This is a genomic window from Streptococcus cristatus AS 1.3089, assembly GCF_000385925.1.
Taxonomy (GTDB): domain Bacteria; phylum Bacillota; class Bacilli; order Lactobacillales; family Streptococcaceae; genus Streptococcus; species Streptococcus cristatus_B.
Genome location: NC_021175.1, coordinates 118,713 through 139,133, shown reverse-complemented (window position 1 = coordinate 139,133; position 20,421 = coordinate 118,713). Strand labels below are relative to the sequence as shown.

Annotated in this window: 14 protein-coding genes, 1 tRNA gene, 1 rRNA gene and 1 pseudogene; 2 read left to right on the top strand and 15 right to left on the bottom strand. The window is 44.4% G+C overall.

The features are described from left to right. Positions 1–19: 19 nt before the first annotated feature. Together rpoB and pbp1b are read right to left on the bottom strand one after the other, a co-directional pair. Positions 20–3,592, bottom strand: coding sequence for a DNA-directed RNA polymerase subunit beta (gene rpoB / locus I872_RS00765; RefSeq protein ID WP_015604272.1), 3,573 nt, complete (start codon positions 3,590–3,592; stop codon positions 20–22). A 415-nt stretch (positions 3,593–4,007) separates the two neighbouring features. Continuing rightward, positions 4,008–6,422 carry a penicillin-binding protein PBP1B gene (pbp1b, locus tag I872_RS00760; RefSeq protein WP_015604271.1) on the bottom strand — a complete coding sequence of 805 codons (2,415 nt, stop codon included), beginning with the start codon at positions 6,420–6,422 and terminating at the stop codon, positions 4,008–4,010. 194 nt (positions 6,423–6,616) lie between these two features. Here pbp1b and tyrS point away from each other — a divergent pair, with 194 nt between their 5' ends. Beyond that, the gene (gene tyrS, locus I872_RS00755) at positions 6,617–7,873 is read left to right on the top strand and encodes a tyrosine--tRNA ligase (protein WP_015604270.1); all 1,257 of its coding nucleotides are present in this window, start codon (positions 6,617–6,619) and stop codon (positions 7,871–7,873) included. A gap of 89 nt (positions 7,874–7,962) precedes the next feature. Here tyrS and I872_RS00750 read toward each other — a convergent pair whose 3' ends face one another. After that, entirely contained in the window at positions 7,963–10,026 is a 2,064-nt protein-coding gene (locus I872_RS00750; protein WP_015604269.1) for a heavy metal translocating P-type ATPase, read from the bottom strand. A gap of 1 nt (position 10,027) precedes the next feature. Next, positions 10,028–10,306, bottom strand: a complete 279-nt coding sequence (locus tag I872_RS00745) for a DUF6110 family protein (protein WP_015604268.1) — start codon at positions 10,304–10,306, stop codon at positions 10,028–10,030. Positions 10,307–10,461: 155 nt separating this feature from the next. On the opposite strand from I872_RS00745, the gene I872_RS00740 reads away from it, so the two are divergent. Next, positions 10,462–11,310 carry a methyltransferase domain-containing protein gene (locus I872_RS00740; protein WP_015604267.1) on the top strand — a complete coding sequence of 283 codons (849 nt, stop codon included), beginning with the start codon at positions 10,462–10,464 and terminating at the stop codon, positions 11,308–11,310. Between the two features lie 76 nt (positions 11,311–11,386). Here the strand turns inward: I872_RS00740 and I872_RS00735 are convergent. The 11 genes and pseudogenes from I872_RS00735 to rrf all read right to left on the bottom strand — a co-directional run bounded on the left by I872_RS00735 (position 11,387) and on the right by rrf (position 20,345). After that, positions 11,387–12,515 (bottom strand): annotated as a pseudogene (locus I872_RS00735) (ABC transporter ATP-binding protein). A gap of 300 nt (positions 12,516–12,815) precedes the next feature. Beyond that, positions 12,816–13,382 (bottom strand): DUF6287 domain-containing protein, encoded by a 567-nt coding sequence (locus tag I872_RS00730; RefSeq protein WP_015604266.1) that lies wholly within the window; start codon positions 13,380–13,382, stop codon positions 12,816–12,818. Between the two features lie 68 nt (positions 13,383–13,450). After that, positions 13,451–13,666, bottom strand: coding sequence for a heavy-metal-associated domain-containing protein (locus tag I872_RS00725; RefSeq protein WP_015604265.1), 216 nt, complete (start codon positions 13,664–13,666; stop codon positions 13,451–13,453). 1 nt (position 13,667) lies between these two features. Next, positions 13,668–15,929: a heavy metal translocating P-type ATPase gene (locus I872_RS00720; protein ID WP_015604264.1), complete on the bottom strand. Its 2,262-nt coding sequence runs from the start codon at positions 15,927–15,929 to the stop codon at positions 13,668–13,670. Next, positions 15,929–16,372 carry a CopY/TcrY family copper transport repressor gene (locus I872_RS00715; RefSeq protein WP_015604263.1) on the bottom strand — a complete coding sequence of 148 codons (444 nt, stop codon included), beginning with the start codon at positions 16,370–16,372 and terminating at the stop codon, positions 15,929–15,931. Before I872_RS00715 ends, I872_RS00720 begins: the two co-directional genes overlap by 1 nt. Before the next feature lie 148 nt (positions 16,373–16,520). Next, positions 16,521–18,023 (bottom strand): zinc ABC transporter substrate-binding protein AdcA, encoded by a 1,503-nt coding sequence (locus I872_RS00710; RefSeq protein ID WP_015604262.1) that lies wholly within the window; start codon positions 18,021–18,023, stop codon positions 16,521–16,523. A gap of 9 nt (positions 18,024–18,032) precedes the next feature. Beyond that, complete coding sequence (locus I872_RS00705) at positions 18,033–18,839, bottom strand: metal ABC transporter permease (protein ID WP_015604261.1); 807 nt, start codon at positions 18,837–18,839, stop codon at positions 18,033–18,035. Further along, positions 18,832–19,542, bottom strand: a complete 711-nt coding sequence (locus I872_RS00700; RefSeq protein WP_015604260.1) for a metal ABC transporter ATP-binding protein — start codon at positions 19,540–19,542, stop codon at positions 18,832–18,834. The genes I872_RS00705 and I872_RS00700 overlap by 8 nt, the downstream gene beginning before the upstream one ends. Next, positions 19,539–19,982, bottom strand: coding sequence for a zinc-dependent MarR family transcriptional regulator (locus tag I872_RS00695; protein WP_015604259.1), 444 nt, complete (start codon positions 19,980–19,982; stop codon positions 19,539–19,541). The genes I872_RS00700 and I872_RS00695 overlap by 4 nt, the downstream gene beginning before the upstream one ends. 168 nt (positions 19,983–20,150) lie before the next feature. Beyond that, positions 20,151–20,224, bottom strand: a tRNA-Asn gene (locus I872_RS00690). Between the two features lie 5 nt (positions 20,225–20,229). Beyond that, positions 20,230–20,345 (bottom strand): 5S ribosomal RNA (rrf, locus tag I872_RS00685). Positions 20,346–20,421: the final 76 nt, after the last annotated feature.

Sequence of the window (20,421 nt, the reverse complement as noted above, 5' to 3'; positions counted from 1 at the left end):
TTATCTAATCAGCGACAAATTATTTTTCTTCATTTCCTTCAGCATCAAAAGCCGCTTTCGCTTCTTGAGCCTGTTTTTGACGTGCTTTTTCCAGATCGTCCACATGGATCACATCTTCATCCATGTCCTCATCCAAATCACGCAATTCTACTTCGTTGTCATCTTCGTCGAGCACACGCATATCCAATCCGAGAGACTGCAATTCTTTTACCAAGACGCGGAAGGATTCCGGAACACCTGGTTTTGGAATTGGTTTCCCTTTGGTGATAGCTTCATAGGCTCTGAGACGACCATTGATATCGTCAGACTTGTAGGTCAAGATTTCCTGAAGAACGTTTGACGCACCGTAAGCCTCCAGGGCCCAAACTTCCATTTCCCCGAAACGTTGTCCACCAAACTGAGCTTTACCTCCGAGTGGCTGTTGAGTAACGGTTGAGTAAGGACCGACTGAGCGGGCGTGGAGTTTGTCGTCAACCATGTGGTGGAGCTTGATCATGTACATGACACCGACAGAAACGCGGTTGTCAAATGGCTCACCAGTACGGCCATCATAAAGAATCGTCTTGGCATCGCTATCCATCCCAGCTTCACGGACCGTATCCCAGAGATCTTCTGAGCTAGCTCCGTCAAAGACCGGTGTCGCAATGTGGATACCCAAGTTACGCGCTGCCATACCAAGGTGAAGCTCCATAACCTGACCGATGTTCATACGCGATGGTACCCCGAGTGGGTTCAACATGATATCAACTGGTGTTCCGTCTGGCAAGTATGGCATGTCTTCCACGGGAACGATACGAGAGACAACCCCTTTGTTTCCGTGACGTCCGGCCATCTTATCTCCGACCTTGATCTTACGTTTTTGAGCGATGTAGACGCGAACCAGCATGTTAACACCTGATTGCAACTCATCACCATTAGCGCGGGTAAAGATCTTGACATCACGAACGACACCATCGGCACCGTGTGGTACACGAAGAGAAGTGTCACGGACTTCACGAGACTTGTCTCCGAAGATAGCGTGCAAGAGGCGCTCTTCAGCTGAAAGGTCTTTTTCACCCTTAGGTGTCACTTTACCTACAAGGATATCGCCTTCTTTAACCTCAGCACCGATACGGATAATTCCCATCTCGTCAAGGTCTTTGAGGGCATCTTCACCAACGTTTGGAATTTCACGAGTGATTTCTTCAGGCCCAAGCTTTGTATCGCGTGTTTCTGATTCGTATTCCTCGAGGTGGACAGAGGTGTAGACATCGTCTTTGACCAAGCGTTCACTCATGATAACGGCATCCTCGAAGTTGTAACCTTCCCATGTCATGTAGGCAACGATTGGGTTTTGTCCAAGCGCCATTTCTCCATTTTCCATAGAAGGTCCGTCAGCGATAAAGTCGCCTTTTTCAACGACATCGCCAACTTTTACAAGGGTACGTTGGTTGTAGGCAGTTCCTGAGTTTGAACGACGGAATTTTTGGATATGGTAAACATCTAGCGAACCATCTTCACGGCGAACTTCTACCTTATCTGCATCCGCATAGGTAACTTTACCATCATACTGGGCAATAACCGCTGCACCAGAATCGTGGGCAGCTTGGTATTCCATACCAGTACCAACATAAGGCGCTTTTGGATCGATCAATGGCACAGCCTGACGTTGCATGTTGGCACCCATGAGGGCACGGTTGGAGTCATCGTTTTCCAAGAAAGGAATACATGCTGTCGCCACGGCAACTACCTGCTTAGGTGATACATCCATGTAGTCCACTTGGTCTGATGGGAATTCTTGGTTGTTACCTTGGTGGCGTCCCATAACGATAGGCTCTGCAAAGCCACCTTTTTCATTAAGCTTAGAGTTTGCCTGCGCTACGATAAATTCATCTTCCTCGTCAGCTGTCAGCCAAACGATTTCGTTGGTTACCACACCAGCTTCACGGTCTACCTTACGGTAAGGCGTTTGAATAAAGCCATATTTGTTAAGGTGTCCGTAAGAAGACAAGTTATTGATCAAACCAATGTTTGGTCCTTCAGGCGTTTCAATCGGACACATGCGACCATAGTGAGTATAGTGCACGTCCCGCACTTCATAACCAGCACGGTCACGTGTCAAACCACCAGGTCCCAAGGCAGAAAGACGACGCTTGTGAGAGAGCTCAGACAGTGGATTGTGTTGGTCCATGAACTGAGACAACTGTGAAGAACCAAAGAATTCTTTAATAGCAGCAGTTACTGGACGGATGTTGATGATTTGTTGCGGAGTCAGCACTTCATTGTCCTGAACGCTCATCCGTTCGCGAACGTTACGCTCCATTCGAGAAAGTCCCAGACGGACTTGGTTAGCCAACAGCTCACCAACCGCACGAATACGACGGTTCCCCAAGTGGTCAATATCATCCACGCGACCGATGCCTTCTGCCAAGTTGAGGAAATAGCTCATTTCAGCCAAGATATCAGCTGGTGTTACAATCCGAACCTTGTCAGACGGATTTGCGTTACCAATGATCGTCACAACGCGATCTGGATCATTCGGAGCTACAACTTTAAACTTCTGCAATTCAACTGGCTCAAGAAGAACAGCTGAATCGTTTGGAATGTAAGTGATTTTGTTCAAGCCATTGTCCAGTTGCTCTGAAATGCTGTCGATCACACTGCGAGTCATAACTGTACCAGCTTCAACAAGGATTTCCCCTGTTTCAGCGTCTACCAGATGCTCTGCCAATGTTTGATTGAGTAGGCGATTCTTGATGTTGAGCTTCTTGTTAATCTTGTAACGACCAACTGCCGCCAAGTCATAACGATGTGGATCAAAGAAACGAGCCACAAGCAAGCTACGTGAACTTTCAGCCGTTTTAGGCTCACCTGGACGAAGGCGCTCGTAGATTTCTTTCAGAGCTTCATCTGTACGAGAGTCCATTGGATTCTTGTGAATATCTTTTTCGATGGTGTTGCGCACCAAGTCACTGTCACCAAAGATGTCCAAGATCTCATCATCACCTGAGAAACCAAGCGCACGCACCAAAGTAGTAAATGGAATTTTACGAGTCCGGTCAATACGAGTATAGGCGATATCTTTTGAGTCTGTTTCTAGCTCCAACCAAGCTCCGCGGTTAGGAATAACAGTTGAACCGTAGCCAACTTTACCGTTTTTGTCAACCTTATCGTTGAAGTAAACCCCTGGCGAACGCACCAACTGAGACACGATAATCCGTTCACCACCGTTGATGATGAAGGTCCCCATTTCAGTCATGATTGGGAAATCACCAAAGAAGACTTCCTGCGTCTTGATTTCACCAGTTTCCTTGTTAATCAGGCGGAAAGTCACAAAGATTGGCGCTGAGTAGCTAGCATCGTGGATACGAGCTTCTTCCAGCGTATATTTAGGCTCACGGATTTCATAGCCGACAAATTCCAATTCCATGGTGTCGGTAAAGTTTGAAATAGGAAGCACATCCTCGAAGACTTCTTTCAAACCATGGTCCAAGAAATCTTTAAACGAGTCTGTTTGAATTTCAATCAAGTTTGGTAAATCAAGAACTTCTTTAATTCTTGAAAAACTACGACGGGTCCGATGTTTCCCGTATTGAACGTCATGTCCTGCCAAGTTTCTAACTCCTTTTTTATAAAGTACAGAGGGAGGAATCGGAGAGAATTGAGATTTACCGATTACTGAAATAATAACCACCTACCTCTCATATCACACTCTTCTTCACTCTTACCAAGGGGAGACCCCTTTCTACGCTATTGACTCTCGTCAAAACAGCTACAATCAGTCCCTTTTGCTAAGTTTTTAGAATCTTTAAGTTTGCGTTACAAATCTTAGAATTCTGAAAAATAGACACAAAAAGAGCAGCTAAATCTGACTTATAAAAAGTTTGATTTAACTGCTGCAAGCTTTAATCGGACAATATTTCAATTAAAGCACACGACAAATTATTGATACTATTATACCGCATTTATCTAGAAATTGCAAGGCTTTCCTCTGCTTTCTGAAAAGTTGAAAAGCCGTTCTTGATGTCCTAGTTTCCCTGCCGGTTACTGCTGGAATTAGTCCCATTATTGGAACTGGAGTTGGAATTAGAGCTAAAATTAGAGGTATAGCTTCCCAAAATTGCTCCCCAAGCTCTCTGATAATCCGCATCTGATGCACCAATACTAAAGCGGTAGCTCGTCGTAGGCGCGCCATTCTTAGCCCAGTAGCTAGGAACGGTCGGACCGCTTAGATTGATGGAGCGACCATTGATTGTGACGGTTCCTGGTCTTTCTCCAGTAGACTTGAGAACATCAGACTTGATAACGCTCGAATCAAGATTGAACTTCTCTCCGATTCCCCAGGCCTCTGGATCCGCTTCATAAATGGCATTGGCCAGATAAGCCATATAGGCCGCATTGTTATTGTAGCCTGTCAAGGCAGCCATAGAGGTATTGTCATCATGACCGATCCAGCCTCCAAGGGTCATCCGAGGAGTGGAAAGCATGAGCCACATATCACCATTGCTGTTGGTTGTACCAGTCTTGCCAATCCAATCTGCACCTGCCAAAGTGCCATTGACTTGGCTAATTCTCGATTTAAAGGTCGTAGTTGCGCCAGAGTTGAGCACGCCTCGCATCAGGTTCTGCATAATCGTCGCAGCAGCAGGTGAGTAAACCTGAACTGGTTTGGCCTTATGCTCATAAACTACCTTGCCGTCTGGAGCTGTGATCTTTTCAATCATATATTTTTCTTGGTAAGAGCCATTATTAGCCAAGGTCTGGAAGCCGTTGGTATGCTGGGCAACTGAAACCTCAATTCCCCCACCCATTGGTAGACTTTCAATATCGTAGTTGTCAATATGGTAGCCCATTTTTTCCATATAGCCTCGGACATTCACACCCTTCTCACGAAGTGCACGATAGGTCCAATAAGCTGGAATATTCCAAGAAGTATTGAGGGCTTCCTGCAGATCCATCATGCCCGTCCCGCGACTGTCCACGTGCATAATCGGCTCACCACTAGAAAAGTTCGTCGGGTAATTAGAGAGCACGCTCGCACTTCCCATCAGCCCTTGGTCAACGGCAATCCCATAAGCTAAAATCGGCTTGATAGTCGAACCAGGAGATCTTTCCGTATCAAAAGCATGGTTGTTTTGATTAGAGCTATAGTCTCTACCACCGACAAAGCCAATGATTGCTCCTGTTTTATTGTCCTGAAGGACATTCCCAACCTCGACCATTCCTGTTCCATCATCCAAGAGACCACCATAGTTGGCAACTGCGTTCTGCATCGCCTGATGAATGGAATGATTGATAGTTGTCGTAACCGTATAGCCACCCTCGCTCAGCTCTTTTCGAGCCAACTCCTGATAAGCTTCAACCGTTGCATTATTTTTTAATTCTTGCTGGGATACATTGTCCCGCTGGATCAAGTACTGATACATGGCCGTCTGCGCTTCTGAAAAGGCTGTATGATAGAGGTAACTATGCGAGCTCTTTTGCAGACTCTCCGTCTGCTTAAAATCCTGCGTCAGATCATGGTCTTTATATTGCTGATAGTCGGCCTCGCTCAGTCGGCCTGTGCGGTACATATTATACAAAACATGCCGAGCCCGCTCTAGACCTAAAGCCATGTCATCTGGACTCTTCATGCTACCATCAGAAGCATAAGGCGAATAGACAATCGGACTCTGAGGCAATCCTGCAATAAAGGCAGCCTGCGGAATAGTCAAATCTTTGGCTGATACACCAAAAATCCCTTGAGCCGCTTCTTCCACACCGGCAATATTTTGCCCCTTATTATTTCGACCAAAAGGTGCCACATTCAAATAGGTGGTCAAAATATCATCCTTGGACATATAGCGTTCCAGAGCCAAAGCATCAACAATCTCGACCGCCTTCCGCTTGAAGGTCGGAGCATCTCCCACGACCTGCTGCTTGATCAACTGCTGAGTCAAGGTCGATCCCCCGCTGGATGAACCAACTCCAACTACAGAACCCAAGGTCGCCCGCAGAACAGCCTTGGGCACAACACCATTGTGAATCTCAAAATTTTCATCTTCAGTCGCAATGACGGCATTTTTGACATTGTCAGAAATCGCATCGCTAGCAACTGGAATCCGCAACAAATCATTATCAATTTCGGAAATCAACTCTCCGTCGGCATAGGTCAGCTTGGAAATCCCAGAAAGCTTATTGACCTGACTTACCAGCTCCTCCTGATTCGGCACGGAGACATCACTAAAAAGGCTGGCTGCGTAGCCTAAACCAAGTCCAGCTCCTAATACCACCCCAAAAAAGATAAATACAAAAGCGACATTTAAGAGTAATTTCATTGTCCGAAAGATTACGGAAACAATATCAAGTACCGACCATGTCTCTCCTTTTGACTTAGGCTGCGTAACGGGCGAGGGTGCCCCCTTACCAAACTGCCTTAACTTTTTTATAAATTCTTTCAACATAGATTCTCCTTCTCGACTATTATAGCAAACATCAGCAGATTATATCAAGAAAGAGCTAATTCTAGCGCTTTTGCGGGAATTATTTTCTGGCTACTCATTGCTATTTATCGGGTTTGTGATACAATAGAGGGATAAACAAAAAAATACTTGAGCAAGGGCAAGATCTTTGCTATCTTAGAAAAGGAGAGACAACTATGCACATTTTTGATGAGCTGCAAGAGCGTGGTTTGATTTTTCAAACAACTGATGAAGAAGCTTTGCGTAAAGCCTTAGAAGAAGGGCAAGTCTCTTATTATACTGGATACGATCCAACAGCGGACAGTCTTCACTTAGGTCACTTGGTGGCTATTTTGACCAGCCGCCGCTTACAGTTAGCTGGGCACAAGCCTTATGCCCTCGTCGGTGGTGCAACAGGTTTGATTGGCGACCCATCCTTTAAAGATGTAGAGCGTAGTCTCCAAACAAAAGACACAGTAGATGGCTGGGTCAAGTCTATCCAAGGACAACTTTCTCGTTTTCTTGACTTTGAAAATGGTGAAAACAAGGCTGTCATGGTCAACAACTACGACTGGTTTGGCAGCATCAGTTTCATTGACTTCCTCCGTGATGTCGGTAAATACTTCACTGTCAACTACATGATGAGCAAGGAATCCGTAAAAAAACGGATTGAAACAGGGATTTCTTACACTGAGTTTGCCTACCAGATCATGCAAGGTTACGACTTCTTTGTCCTCAACCAAGACCATAACGTCACCCTGCAAATCGGTGGTTCTGACCAGTGGGGCAATATGACTGCTGGTACTGAATTGCTTCGTCGTAAGGCTGACAAGACTGGCCACGTTATCACTGTTCCCCTTATCACTGATGCGACTGGTAAGAAATTTGGTAAATCAGAAGGAAACGCAGTTTGGCTCAATGCTGACAAGACTTCTCCATACGAAATGTACCAATTCTGGATGAACGTCATGGACGCTGACGCTGTTCGCTTCTTGAAGATCTTTACCTTCTTGTCACTGGATGAGATTGAAGACATCCGCAAACAATTCGAAGCAGCTCCACACGAACGCTTGGCTCAAAAAATCCTCGCTCGTGAAGTGGTAACTCTTGTCCATGGTGAAGAAGCCTACAAGGAAGCCCTCAATATTACCGAACAACTCTTTGCTGGAAACATCAAAAACCTTTCTGTCAAAGAACTCAAACAAGGACTTCGTGGCGTGCCAAACTACCAAGTACAAGCTGACGAAAACCTCAACATCGTCGAAATCCTCGTATCAGCTGGCGTTGTCAACTCAAAACGCCAAGCTCGCGAAGATGTTCAAAACGGAGCTATCTATGTCAACGGCGACCGCATCCAAGACCTGGACTATGTTTTGGGTGGCGCAGACAAACTTGAAAATGAACTCACCGTTATCCGCCGTGGTAAGAAGAAATACTTCGTCCTTACATACTAAAACATTCAAAACTTATCCACACAAACAAAAGGAGTTACTCTTCCCTGAGATAACTCCTTTTTGCTCATAGTAGATTAAAATCTTCTTACTTATCTATTCTTAACAGAAAGACTACGAAGTACAATTCGCAAAGTTGTGAGGTTATGTAAGATAGAAAGATTGGAAGGACTAAGCCAGTTAAATAAACCAAAGCCAATCAAACTACTATTTACGACGACAGTTTCTTGGATATTCTTCTGAATCAGTTTTTGCAAAGACGATGACAGAGAGTCTAATTCTTCAAAAAAATCCAAGCGATTATCTAATAATAATATATCGCTCATTTGCTTAGAAACATCTGCACTTTCATTCATCACAACACCAATATCCGCAAGGGTTAGAGCTGCCGAGTCATTCAGGCCATCTCCGACCATTAAGACAGTATGACCAGCTTGCTGTAACTCCTGCACCAATTCAAATTTTCCATCAGGTTTCAAATCTGTATAAACTAGATCAAACGGCAAATCTTTTACAAGTTCTTCCGTTCTAACCAAGGTATCACCTGTTGCTAAAATCAGTTTCTTTCCTTGAGCTTTGAGTTTTTCCAAGGCAACTTTTGCTTCTTTTCTCAAAGGAGTATGGATACAGAACATTCCAATAAGATCGTTGCGATAGCCCAAGAACAGTAGATTGTAGTGATTCTTATAGTCTTCGATCAGGGCATTTTGTTCAGGACTAATATTGATTTGCTCGTCTTGCATCAGGACAAAATTTCCGATGACAACCGATTCATCATCAATTTGAGATTTAATTCCCTTGCTTGCGATATATTGGAGTTTCCCATGCATTTCCTCATGTTCAATACCTTCTATTTCAGCTTGCTTGACAATTGCATTAGCGATTGGATGATAGATATGCTCCTCTAGACAGGCACTAATTCTTAAAATATCTTCCTCGTTATAATCACCAAAAGGTAGAACCTTTTCAACTAGAGGATAGCTAGTTGTGATGGTTCCTGTCTTGTCAAAGAGGAAAGTATCAACTTCTAGATATTTTTCTAGAACATCCCCATCCTTAATAACCATTTCACGGTTCAATCCCTCCTTGATAGCTGTCAGGTAGGCTACAGGTGTGGAGATTTTCAAAGCGCATGAAAAATCCACCAATAGAAAAGAAATGGCTTTTGAAAACGAACCTGTTAACAGATAAGTCAAGGCAGCACCTAAAAAGTTATATTTGACAACCTTGTCCGCCATCTTAATGAAATAGCGTTGTTTGGTATTCTTGTTCTCTTCGGATCTCTTCATCAACTCAATCAGTTGTAAAATCCTACTATTCATTTGGTTGTCCGTTACACGAATGAGCAATTCGCCAGTCTCTAAGACAGTATTAGCACAAACGAGATCGGCTTCTCTTTTTTCAACTGGAAAGCTCTCGCCGGTCAAGGAACTTTCATTGACCATTCCTAATCCTGAAACCACTTGGCCATCAAACAAGATTTCATTCCCTTGGGAGACAACTAATACATCGCCTACTTGAACATCAGAGCTCTTGATGCTGATGACCATGCCCCCCTGCACTAAGAAGACATCACTTTCTTTAGCAAGAAGGCTCTGTTCCAAATCTGTCGCTGTTTTTTTCAAAGACCACTGATCCAGATGATTACCCAAATCAAGCATAAACATGATGTTGCTTGCTGTCTTGGATTGGTTCATAAACAAGGACAACAAAATGGCTGAACAGTCCAAGACCTCCATGGTTAGTTCCTTGCGCGCTAAAGTTTGATAGGCCTCTTTGACATAGCCTAGAGCCTGATAACAAGTCCAAATATAACGAACAGGATAAGGGACAAAACTTCTAAATAACCAACGCTTAATCGCTGCACCCGATACAATAGAATAGGCACTCTCTTCTCTACGAATGGGAAGAGTCATCAAGTCCGAAACTTTCCCCTTATCAATTCTTTTTAAAAAGGCCTCTGCATTTTCTAATACAGAGAAACCCTCTTTCATACGTAGAGTAAAGTGCTGCTGATCTATATAAAACTGAATAGAGTCGATCCCTTTTTCATCTCTAGCCAAGGAACGAAGATAATCTTGAATATCCAAGGTCAGTGAAAAAGAGGATGATAATCGGATATGTTGGTATCCTCTATGTAGCACTTTAAAAGACATATTATTCACCTGTCAGGCTATCTAATTGTTCTTCTTTCTTTTCCTGTTCGTATAAATATTTAGCGTCTTGTAACACATCATCACCGTGTTGTTTTACAACAGAAACAGATGCATCCAGTTCATCTTTCAATTTGTAGGCTTTAGCCAAGGCCCTAGAATAACCTTTTTTAGCTTCTTTACTCGCTAGAACCTTCAAACCAATTGTACCAAATGCTAAGCCTCCTAAAAAGAGACCTGATTTTTTAGCAATCTTTGCCACTGTTAATGCTTCTTTTAACATGTTGATTTCCTCCTTTGTAATCATTATATATAAAATTAAGTTCAAAAGCAACCAGAGATACTCCTACAGGATATCCCTTTATATTTCTTCATTTTGTATCAAGAAAATTGAAGCAAATCTTGATTTCAAGATTCACTTTTGCTAGACTTAAAACTATGAATACAAACCTCAAACCCAAACTCCAGCGCTTTGCTACTGCGACCGCTTTTGCCTGTCCCATCTGCAAGGAAGAACTACAGCTGATGGAAAATAGCCTCAAATGCCACCATCGCCATTCTTACGACTTGGCCAAGTTTGGCTATGTCAATCTAGCACCTCAAATCAAGCAGCCCAAAGACTACGATAAGGCCAGTTTTCAAAATCGGCAGTTGATTTTAGAAGCGGGATTTTACCAAGCTATCTTAGAAGCTGTCTCAAACTTGCTTGCTAACTCAAAATCTGCCAAAACAGTCTTAGATATCGGCTGCGGCGAGGGCTTCTACTCTCGCAAACTCCAAGAAATCCATTCCCAAAAAACCTTCTATGCCTTCGATATTTCAAAAGATTCTATCCAGTTGGCAGCCAAGAGCGACAGTAGTTTCGCAGTCAATTGGTTCGTCGGTGATTTGGCTAAGTTACCACTGCAAGATGCCAGCATGGACATCATTTTAGATATCTTTTCTCCAGCCAATTATCAGGAATTTCGGAGAGTCATGTCTGACAATGCCCTCCTCATCAAGGTCATCCCCACCGAGCGTCACCTTCAGGAAATTCGCCAAAAAGCCGCTAGACAGCTCAGCAACAAGGATTACTCTAACCAAGAAGTCATCCAGCATTTCCAAGAGCACTTCGATATAATCTCCGAGATTACTGTCGAGTCCAGCCAATCCTTGACTGCCGAAAGCCGAACAGCTCTTTTAGCAATGACACCGCTGCTCTTTCATGTCGAGCAAGATCAGATCGACTGGACTGACCTCACCCAAGTTACCATTGCCGCCACCATTCTTATCGGAAAAGCAAAATAAAGAAAAGATAGTCCGCAGACCAAATGCATTCCGTTTGGCTTGCTGACTATCTTTTTTAAACTCATATTTTAATAAACTAGTTTTCTTCTGTTTCAAAATACAAAGAAAATAGCGCCTTGTTCAAGTCGAAGCCAAGGTCAATTCCAACACCTGTCTCCAAGTGGTCACGAGCATCTACACGTGCGATGAACTCGCTGTCGCCAACTTGACAGTAAAGGTAGAGACTCAGAACCCAAAAGCTCAGAGACAGAAATGGTCGCATGAACCACAGAATCTGGGAAGGTCTCCAAGAAAGCAGCTTCTGTATTGATATCTTCTGGACGAATACCGAAGATCAATTTCTTACCGTCATAGCCCTTCTCACGCAGCACCTTCAGTGTTCCTTCTGGAACCGTCAAACGCAAGCCATTGGCAACAATTTGATTTCCCTCAAGTGTCACAGTGATAAAGTTCATCGCTGGGCTACCGATGAAGCCTGCCACAAATTTGTTAACTGGGTGGTTGTAGACTTCTTGTGGGCTACCGATTTGCTCTACTCGACCAATGGTTCCAGTTCCAGCAGGGTTCTTGGTTGCTGACATGATAACAATGCGGTCAGCTAGGGTCATTGCCTCGGTTTGGTCGTGGGTAACGTAGATGGTTGTTGCTCCGATACGGCGGTGGATTTTGGCAATCTCAGCGCGCATGGACACACGCAACTTCGCATCCAAGTTTGACAAAGGCTCGTCCATTAGGAAAACCTTTGCATCACGCACAATGGCACGACCCATGGCAACACGCTGACGTTGACCACCTGACAAGTCCGCTGGCTTGCGATCCAAGAATTCTTTCAAGCCAAGAATTTCAGCCGCTTCTTGCACCCGTTTGTCAATATCTTCCTTGCTGTACTTGCGCAGTTTCAGCCCGAAGGCCATGTTGTCATAGACTGTCATGTGTGGGTAGAGGGCATAGTTCTGGAAGACCATAGCGATATCACGATCTTTCGGTGCCACGTCATTGACCACTTTACCGTCAATTGACGCTGTTCCTTCTGTGATATCCTCAAGACCCGCAATCATACGCAGCGTTGTAGATTTCCCACATCCTGACGGACCAACGAAAACGATAAACTCCTTGTCCTTGATGTCCAAATTAAAGTCTTCAACAGAATAGTGCTCACTGTTTGGATACTTTTTATAAATATTTTTCAGATTTAACTCAACCATAAGTTCCCCTTTACTTTATGTGAAAATAGTTGCCCTTGAAGCCCCTAAAAGTTTCAAAGCGCTTTCATAAAAATATTATATCCTTTTTTAATCATTATTTCAAGCATTTATTCAAACGTTTGCACAATTTTTTATCATTTCTTGAAAAATCCTTCTTTCAAAATAAAAAAAAGAGAGGCTGAGACAAAAGTCCTAGCCTCTCAATTGTCTTTGGATTGTCGAGCAAGACGCAGTGGTTGAGTGGGGACGACGAAATCGAATTCTAACGAATTATCGATTTCTGTCCCACTCTCTACAGGACTAGTCATTGACACGATAGTAAAATTGACCTTGCTCATCAAAGCTATTCAGCCCGACACCCGTCCAAAGCCGATCTTGGCTAGCATCTGAGTTATCTTGGAAGTTCTCTCTGTCTGCAAGCTTGATACCTTTTGGAATGAACTCTAGCAAGAAACCACCGGTCTCACCACCGTACACACCGCCAGCAGCAGTGCCATAGTCTGTCAGAGATGCTCCGTACAGCTCATAGCTATCGGAAACCAACCCTTTGTCATTGAACACCAGCTGATGACCAGCAGTATTTTGCCAGGTTCCTTTTACACTGGAGTAGTCTCCATTAACCAAGGCCGAAATATCCATTGCTTTTTTCTCCTCTTGCGTCTTTTCCGAACTAGCTTCCGCTGAGCTTTGACTGCTTGCAGCAGAAGAAGACGACGACTCTGTAACCTTCTGGCTGGAAGCTACTTGAGAAGTTTCCTGAGTAGTACTCGAACTCGTCTGAGTAGAATTGACTTCCTTGCTAGAGCAGGCCGCCAAAGTCGATAGAGCGAGGCAACATAACAAAGGATAGACTATTTTCTGCTTCATGGCTTTCTCCTTATCCATTAAATGATTACTAATATTATAGACTTTTTCGGCCTATTTTACAAGTTAGCTCAGTTATCCTGCACCCCTAAGACCTTATAGATGGTTTTGCTCAAAGCCGCCTGATAGTCCTCTACAGTCAGGGGTCTCTCTGTAATAATTTCTGCAGTCTGCTTGTAAAGATCTACTGTCACATCTGACACTCCCTCCATAGATAGGAAGTGCTGGGTGACGTGTTTGACACAATTTTGACAAGATAAGTTTTCTAATTGGACTGTTTGTTTCATGTTATTTCTCCGTATATCCCTTCATTTTAAAGCGTCCTAGACGCAGAGCATTGGCAACAACTGACACTGAGCTCAAACTCATGGCCAGACCAGCCAGCATCGGATTAAGCAAGGGACCGCCGAAAAGATGCAATAACCCCATAGCAATCGGGATGCCTAGTGTATTGTAGGCAAAAGCCCAGAAGAGATTTTCCTTGATATTGCGGATGGTCGCCTGGCTGAGCTTGATAGCCTTGACTACATCCTGCAAATCACTATGCATGAGCACTACATCTGCCGACTCAATAGCTACATCTGCGCCTGAACCGATGGCAATTCCAACATCTGCCTGAACCAGAGCTGGTGCATCATTGATACCGTCTCCGACCATGGCTAGTTTTTTCCCAGCTCCCTGTAAGTTATTGATGGCAGCGGCCTTCCCATCTGGCAATACACCTGCGATGACTTTTTGGATTCCAGCTTTCTGGGCAATAGCTGTCGCTGTTTCTTCACGATCCCCTGTCAGCATGATGACTTCTAGTCCCATAGAATGGAGCTCCTGCACAGCCGACAGGCTGCTGGATTTCATCTCATCTGCTACCGCTAGAATACCAGCCAGCTGTCCATCTATTGCAACAAACATGGCTGTTTTTCCTTCATGGGATAGCTCCAACAACTGTTCTTGAAAAGCACTGCTGTCAATGTTCTTTTCTTTCATCAGAGACTCATTGCCGACCAGAATCTGTCTGTCCTCAACCCGAGCTGACAAACCTCGTCCAATAATGGCCTCAAAATGACTGACAGGCAGCAAGTCAAGCCCCTCCTCTTCAGCAGCTGCCAAAATAGCCCGAGCCAAAGGGTGCTCAGAATGCTGCTCAGCGCTAGCTATTAGTCTCAACAGGTCGGACCGATTCAAATCACCCAAGGGCAGTAGATCCGTCAGGCTGGGCTTTCCTACCGTAATCGTCCCCGTCTTATCAAGAACAATGGTATCCAGTTGATAAGCTGCTTCCAAAGCTTGACCAGACTTAATCAGAATTCCATTTTCAGCCCCTTTGCCAGTCCCAACCATAATAGCTGTCGGAGTGGCTAATCCCAGCGCACAAGGGCAGGCAATGACCAGAACTGCGATAAAGATTGACAGAGAAAAGCTAAGGCTCTCACCAGCCAGAAAATACCAGCCCATCGCGGACAAAGCAGCCAAGCTCAGCACGATTGGAACAAAATAAAGCGAAATCTTATCGGCTAAAGCCGCTATCGGCGCCTTAGACCCCTGCGCTTCTTCCACCAATCTAACAATCTGAGCTAAGGTCGTATCCGAGCCCACCCTAGTTGCTTGATAGTCAATACTACCATTTTGATTGATTGTTGCACTGGTAATGGTGTCGCCGACTTTCTTTTCAATCGGGACACTTTCTCCAGTCATCATGGACTCATCCACAAAGGTCTGCCCCTCTGTCACAAGGCCATCTACTGGCATACGCTCCCCTGGCTTGATACGGATAATGTCTCCAACTCGTATATCCTCCGTATCAATGGTCACAGCCTCACCATAACGAATCACTGTCGCCTGACTAGGCACTAGCTCAAGCAGAGACTGAATGGCCTGAGACGTTCTCCCCTTAGCTGAACTTTCCATATATTTACCCAGAAGAACCAAGGTAATAATCACTGCAACCGACTCAAAATAGAGCTGATGAACAAAGGCATGATGACCAAGAAAAACCTGACCGACCGAGTAGAGGCTGTAGAAAAATGCTGCGCTGGTCCCCACCGCAATCAAACTATCCATATTGGGATGTTTTTTGATCAAATTGCGAAAACCTCTCTGATAGAAGCCGCGACCAATCCACACAGCAGGCAGCGTTAACAGCAGTTGTGACAGAACGAAAACCAAGGGATGCGCCATATGATTCAAGAAGCTGGGCAGAGGAAGACCGACCATACTGCCCATAGAGATATAAAGTAAGGGCAGAGCTGTAACCAAAAGAATTAGTAATTCTTGCTTTTTCCTTTCCAATTCCTGCGCTTTCATCGCAGCCTCTTCGCTTACATGGGACAGTCGGTCTTTTCCTTTTTCTTGCGCCTGATAACCAGCCTCGGCTACTGCATCCAGCACTTGCTGACTGTCAAATCCCGCCTTAGGCAGCAAACTGAGACGTTCTGTCGCTAGATTGACACTGACATCCTCTACCGTATCCAAGTCCTTGACTGCCATCTCTACCGTCATAGCACAGGCAGCACAGGTCATGCCTGAGAGCTTATATTCTTTCTTCTCGCTCATCAATGCACCTCCTTTCCGTGCCCGCAACGACACTGGCCTTGTGGGCAGTCGCATTTGATTTCCAAAGGAGCCGAGGCTCTTTTCTTATCAATGACTTGGCTGAGCCGCTCCAAGTCCCCTTGACTGAACTGACTTCTCTCAATCATCGAAATCAAAAGATCTCCGTGTTTAGTGTTACAGATATTGTCAAAAAGCGCCTGCCAAGTACTTTCCAGATGATCCGCTTCTAAAATCCGAGCATCGTAGTAAAACTTCCCCTCAATTTTTTCCATAGCGATAAATTCTTTGGTCTTCAAACGATTCAAAAGGGTCTTAATGGTTGCTGGCTTCCAAGAAAAGTCGGCTTCCAAACGCTCTATAATCTCTGTACTGCGACTGTGTGGGTAGGCCCACAGCACACGCATCACTTGCCATTCTGCTTGGCTCATATTTTGCTGTTCCATTGTCTAACACTTCCTCGTTGTTTACATTTGTAATTTAATTCTACATTAGTTTACATCTGTAATCGTGATTTGTCAAGTATTTCTATCATTATTTCCTGATATAGAAAAAAGAAGGCGGGATAGTCCCGTCTTCTCAAGTTTGTCCATATTAATGCGCCAACATCTCTTGGGCAATTTCTTGACCTGTCAACTTACTTGGATAATATGTTGGCCAGTTTTCCAGCTCATCAAAGAGTGCTTCCTGGCTTTCGCCGCCATAGAAGATATGGAAATGAGCTGCCTTGGTCGGTGCAATGTTGTGGTCGCTAAACTGAACATACTTGTACTCCCCAGCATCCGCATCTGTCGCTTCAAACATAAAGCGAACTCCACGATTGCCCTTAGGGTAAGTCAGAGTGTGCTTGCCAACGTATTTATAAGTATATTTCTTGGATTTTCCATCTACCACAAATTCCATGGTCTTGTCTGTGATATTGATATTGGAAACATCTGTCTTGTAGCCCTTGTCATAGTAGTCCTTGTATTCAGCTGCCGTCATTTTGCCAGTCAGCTTAGCCTTGTAGTCAAAGACTTGGTCCAAGGTACCGTCTTTCAGATAAGGGTAAACAGACTGCCACTCACCAGCATAGTCAGACAAGGTTCGATCCTTGACGGCACTGTCTTCAAAGTAGCCATTTTGAACTGTCTTAGTATCCTCTTCTTTCTCAGCAGCAATCTCTGCTCCCTCTTGGTCAGTCGTTTTCTTGAGAGCCTTTAGATTAGCCTGCATGATCGAAATATAGTCTGCCCCGTCCTTGGTCTGCTCTTCGGTCAAGCTTTCCAGCGGATTCAAGACATCAAGCTCTACCCCTGTTTCCTTAGCCAGAGTAGAAGCCAAAGCCTGGGAAGCATTCTCTTCAAAGTAAATATACTTGATTTTATTTTTCTTGATGTACTCAGTCAATTCAGCCAAGCGTGAAGCCGATGACTCACTGTCTGGTGAAAGTCCAGAAATTGGCACCTGCTTCAAGCCATAGTCCAGCGCCAGATAGTTAAAGGCTGCGTGCTGAGTGACAAAGCTCTTTTGCTTGGCATTGGCTAAACCATCTTCAAACTCCTTATCCAAAGCTTCCAGCTTCTTGATATAAGCCTCTGCGTTTTTCTCAAAAGTAGCTTTCTTGTCAGGATAGGCCTTGCTCAGACTATCACGGATGTGTTCCACCATTTTAATAGCCCGCTTCGGAGACAGCCAAACGTGGGGGTCATACTCATGATGATGCCCCTCTTCACCATGGTCGTGGTCTTCTTCCTCTTCACCACCAGGCAGCAGAAGCATATTTCCAGTCGCCTTGATAACCTTTTCTTCCTTATTTTTCAAGGTTTTTAGCAAATCCAGAACCCAAGTCTCCATATTTTCATTTTCATAGACAAAGGCATCTGCATCCTGAATCGTAGCAACTGCCTTAGCTGAAGGCTCATAATCATGCGGCTCTGTACCAGCCCCGATTAGAAGTTCAACATTGGCCTCATCTCCAGCCACCTGCTTAGTAAACTCATAAACCGGATAAAAAGTTGTGACAATATTGAGCTTGCCATCTGCATTTTTTTGATTGGAACAAGCCACTAAGAAAATACCCAGTAAACCTGCTAATAGTAGGCTAATTTTTTTCATTTTCTGCTCCTATTTCATAAATTTTTTGACCAGATTGACCAGCAAAAACAAACTGACGAAAATAATCGTAATGCTAGCACTAGCTGGCGTCTCTGCATAGTAAGAAATATAAAGTCCAGCAATCATACCAAAGAAACCAATGGCATTTGCCAGCAAAATGACCGACTTGAAATTTTTCCCAATCCGCAGGGCAATACTAGCCGGCAAGACCATGATGGTCGAAACAAGCAAGGCTCCCGCAGCCGGAATCATGAGAGCAATCGCAACACCCGTCACGATATTGAAGAGAATAGACATGGTCCGCACCGGAAGTCCATCCACAAAGGCCGTATCCTCATCAAAGGTCAAGATGTACATGGGGCGAATGAAGAGGAAGGTCAAGGCAAGCACCACAGCAGCAATGACAAAAAGAGAAATCACCTGCTCCCTACTGATAGTCACAATGGAACCAAATAGATACTGGTCCAAACTCATCGAGCTAGAACTCTTGCCCTTACTCATAACAATCAAGGAAATAGCTAAGCCGGTTGACATAAGAATGGCCGTCCCGATTTCCATGAAATTTTTATAGATAGTCCGCAGATACTCTAAGAAGACTGCTGCGATTATAACCACCACCACCGTTGTGAAGGTAGGTGACAAACCTAGAACCAAGCCAAAGGCCACACCTGCCAGTGAAACGTGACTAAGCGTGTCACTCATAAGACTCTGCCGACGTAAAATCAGGAAGGTCCCCAAAATCGGCGAAAAAAGGCTCATGGCAATAACTGCCAGAAAGGCACGCTGCATAAAATCATAGGAAAATAAATTAAGCATGGCTTACCTCCTGTCCGCTGTCACTTTCATGCACATTGAAACAGCGCCAAGGCGAGTCCTGATTACGAACCAGATGAATGTTGCGGTCAGCATATTTACGAACTTCCTCTGGATCGTGCGTGATCATCAAGACAGCTTTCCCATGCTTATGAGCACTATGGTGCATGAGCTTGTAAAATTCCTCCTTACTGCCTGCATCCATCCCTGTTGTCGGCTCATCTAGGACAAAAATATCCGGATCTGAAGCAAACATCCGAGCGATAACAGCCCTCTGCTTCTGGCCACCCGAAAGTGAACCAATCCGCTTATCTCGATGTTCCCACATTCCCACCGACTCTAGACTAGCCTTGATATGCTCCTCATCGTGTTCATTCAAACGGCGAAACCAGCCCTTGCGCGGATAGCGGCCAGACTGGACAAATTCGTAAACTGTACTAGGAAAACCCGCATTAAAACTAGCAATCTGCTGAGGAAGATAGGCAATCCGCAGTTTCTTACCTCGTTCGTTAGTTTTAGAAATCTTAACCTCACCATGCTTAGGCTGTAAAATTCCCAGACTAGCCTTGACAAGTGTCGTCTTGGCAGCCCCATTCTCCCCCGTCAAGGTTACAAACTCGCCACTATCCAGAAAATAGTGTATATGCTCCAACACAGGCTCCTTGTCATAGTAAAAGGACAGATTTTCCACTGTGATATATCTCATTTCCCAATTTCTCCAATCAAACCATCCAAAAATTTCACAATTACTTCCTGCTCATCAGAAGAAAATTGCTCTGCCAATCTCTGGTAGGTGTCTAAAGTGTGCACATGATGGTGCTGATGCTCTTCCGCAATCGGTCGCGCCAAGTTAGTCAAACGATAAAAAGTCACACGAGCATCTTTCTTATCCTTGAAAGTTTGCAACATCTTTTGCTCCACCAAAGCCTTAACAGCTTTAGTCACAGCAGCCTGGCTAACATTCAGGCTTTTCGCCAGATCAGAATTTGTCAAAGATTCCTGAGACAAAAGCATCAAAATGTGCTCCTGCGTGTTCGTTAGCCGTACATCACTCGTACAAGAACCAATCAAAATTTCATGTTGATTCTCGGCTGTCAATATGACCTCATTCAAAAAATGATTAATTTTTTCTGCTAAATGACCCATTCTTCGCTACCCTTCTTAACCAGTTGAAACTTTACCGGTTAATTATACCACAAAAAAGAAAAGAGTCAAGCTCCAACTATAGTAACACTCTGATTCTAAAACAATGCAAAAGCATTAATAGAGGGAAAGAAAAAAGAGCCAACTGCTCTTTTCTCATATGCTCATTTACTCCGCCAGTAGGACTCGAACCTACGACATCATGATTAACAGTCATGCGCTACTACCAACTGAGCTATGGCGGATAATAGCTAAGCGACTTCCATATCTCACAGGGGGCAACCCCCAACTACTTCCGGCGTTCTAGGGCTTAACTTCTGTGTTCGGCATGGGTACAGGTGTATCTCCTAGGCTATCGTCACTTAACTTTCTGAATTAACTTGCAATCTTACATTGCCTTGTCAACTCAAAATTGAATAACTACTCAATCCTAACAAGTCTT

Bases quoted from the DNA above. Each gene is read 5' to 3' on its own strand.
- I872_RS00695 (WP_015604259.1), bottom strand. From the start codon at position 19,982: ATGGGTCATTTAGCAGAAAAAATTAATCATTTTTTGAATGAGGTCATA.
- I872_RS00750 (WP_015604269.1), bottom strand. From the start codon at position 10,026: ATGTCTTTTAAAGTGCTACATAGAGGATACCAACATATCCGATTATCA.
- I872_RS00720 (WP_015604264.1), bottom strand. From the start codon at position 15,929: ATGAGCGAGAAGAAAGAATATAAGCTCTCAGGCATGACCTGTGCTGCC.
- I872_RS00705 (WP_015604261.1), bottom strand. From the start codon at position 18,839: ATGCTTAATTTATTTTCCTATGATTTTATGCAGCGTGCCTTTCTGGCA.
- I872_RS00700 (WP_015604260.1), bottom strand. From the start codon at position 19,542: ATGAGATATATCACAGTGGAAAATCTGTCCTTTTACTATGACAAGGAG.
- tyrS (WP_015604270.1), top strand. From the start codon at position 6,617: ATGCACATTTTTGATGAGCTGCAAGAGCGTGGTTTGATTTTTCAAACA.
- I872_RS00740 (WP_015604267.1), top strand. From the start codon at position 10,462: ATGAATACAAACCTCAAACCCAAACTCCAGCGCTTTGCTACTGCGACC.
- I872_RS00745 (WP_015604268.1), bottom strand. From the start codon at position 10,306: ATGTTAAAAGAAGCATTAACAGTGGCAAAGATTGCTAAAAAATCAGGT.
- I872_RS00730 (WP_015604266.1), bottom strand. From the start codon at position 13,382: ATGAAGCAGAAAATAGTCTATCCTTTGTTATGTTGCCTCGCTCTATCG.
- pbp1b (WP_015604271.1), bottom strand. From the start codon at position 6,422: ATGTTGAAAGAATTTATAAAAAAGTTAAGGCAGTTTGGTAAGGGGGCA.
- I872_RS00710 (WP_015604262.1), bottom strand. From the start codon at position 18,023: ATGAAAAAAATTAGCCTACTATTAGCAGGTTTACTGGGTATTTTCTTA.
- I872_RS00715 (WP_015604263.1), bottom strand. From the start codon at position 16,372: ATGGAACAGCAAAATATGAGCCAAGCAGAATGGCAAGTGATGCGTGTG.
- I872_RS00725 (WP_015604265.1), bottom strand. From the start codon at position 13,666: ATGAAACAAACAGTCCAATTAGAAAACTTATCTTGTCAAAATTGTGTC.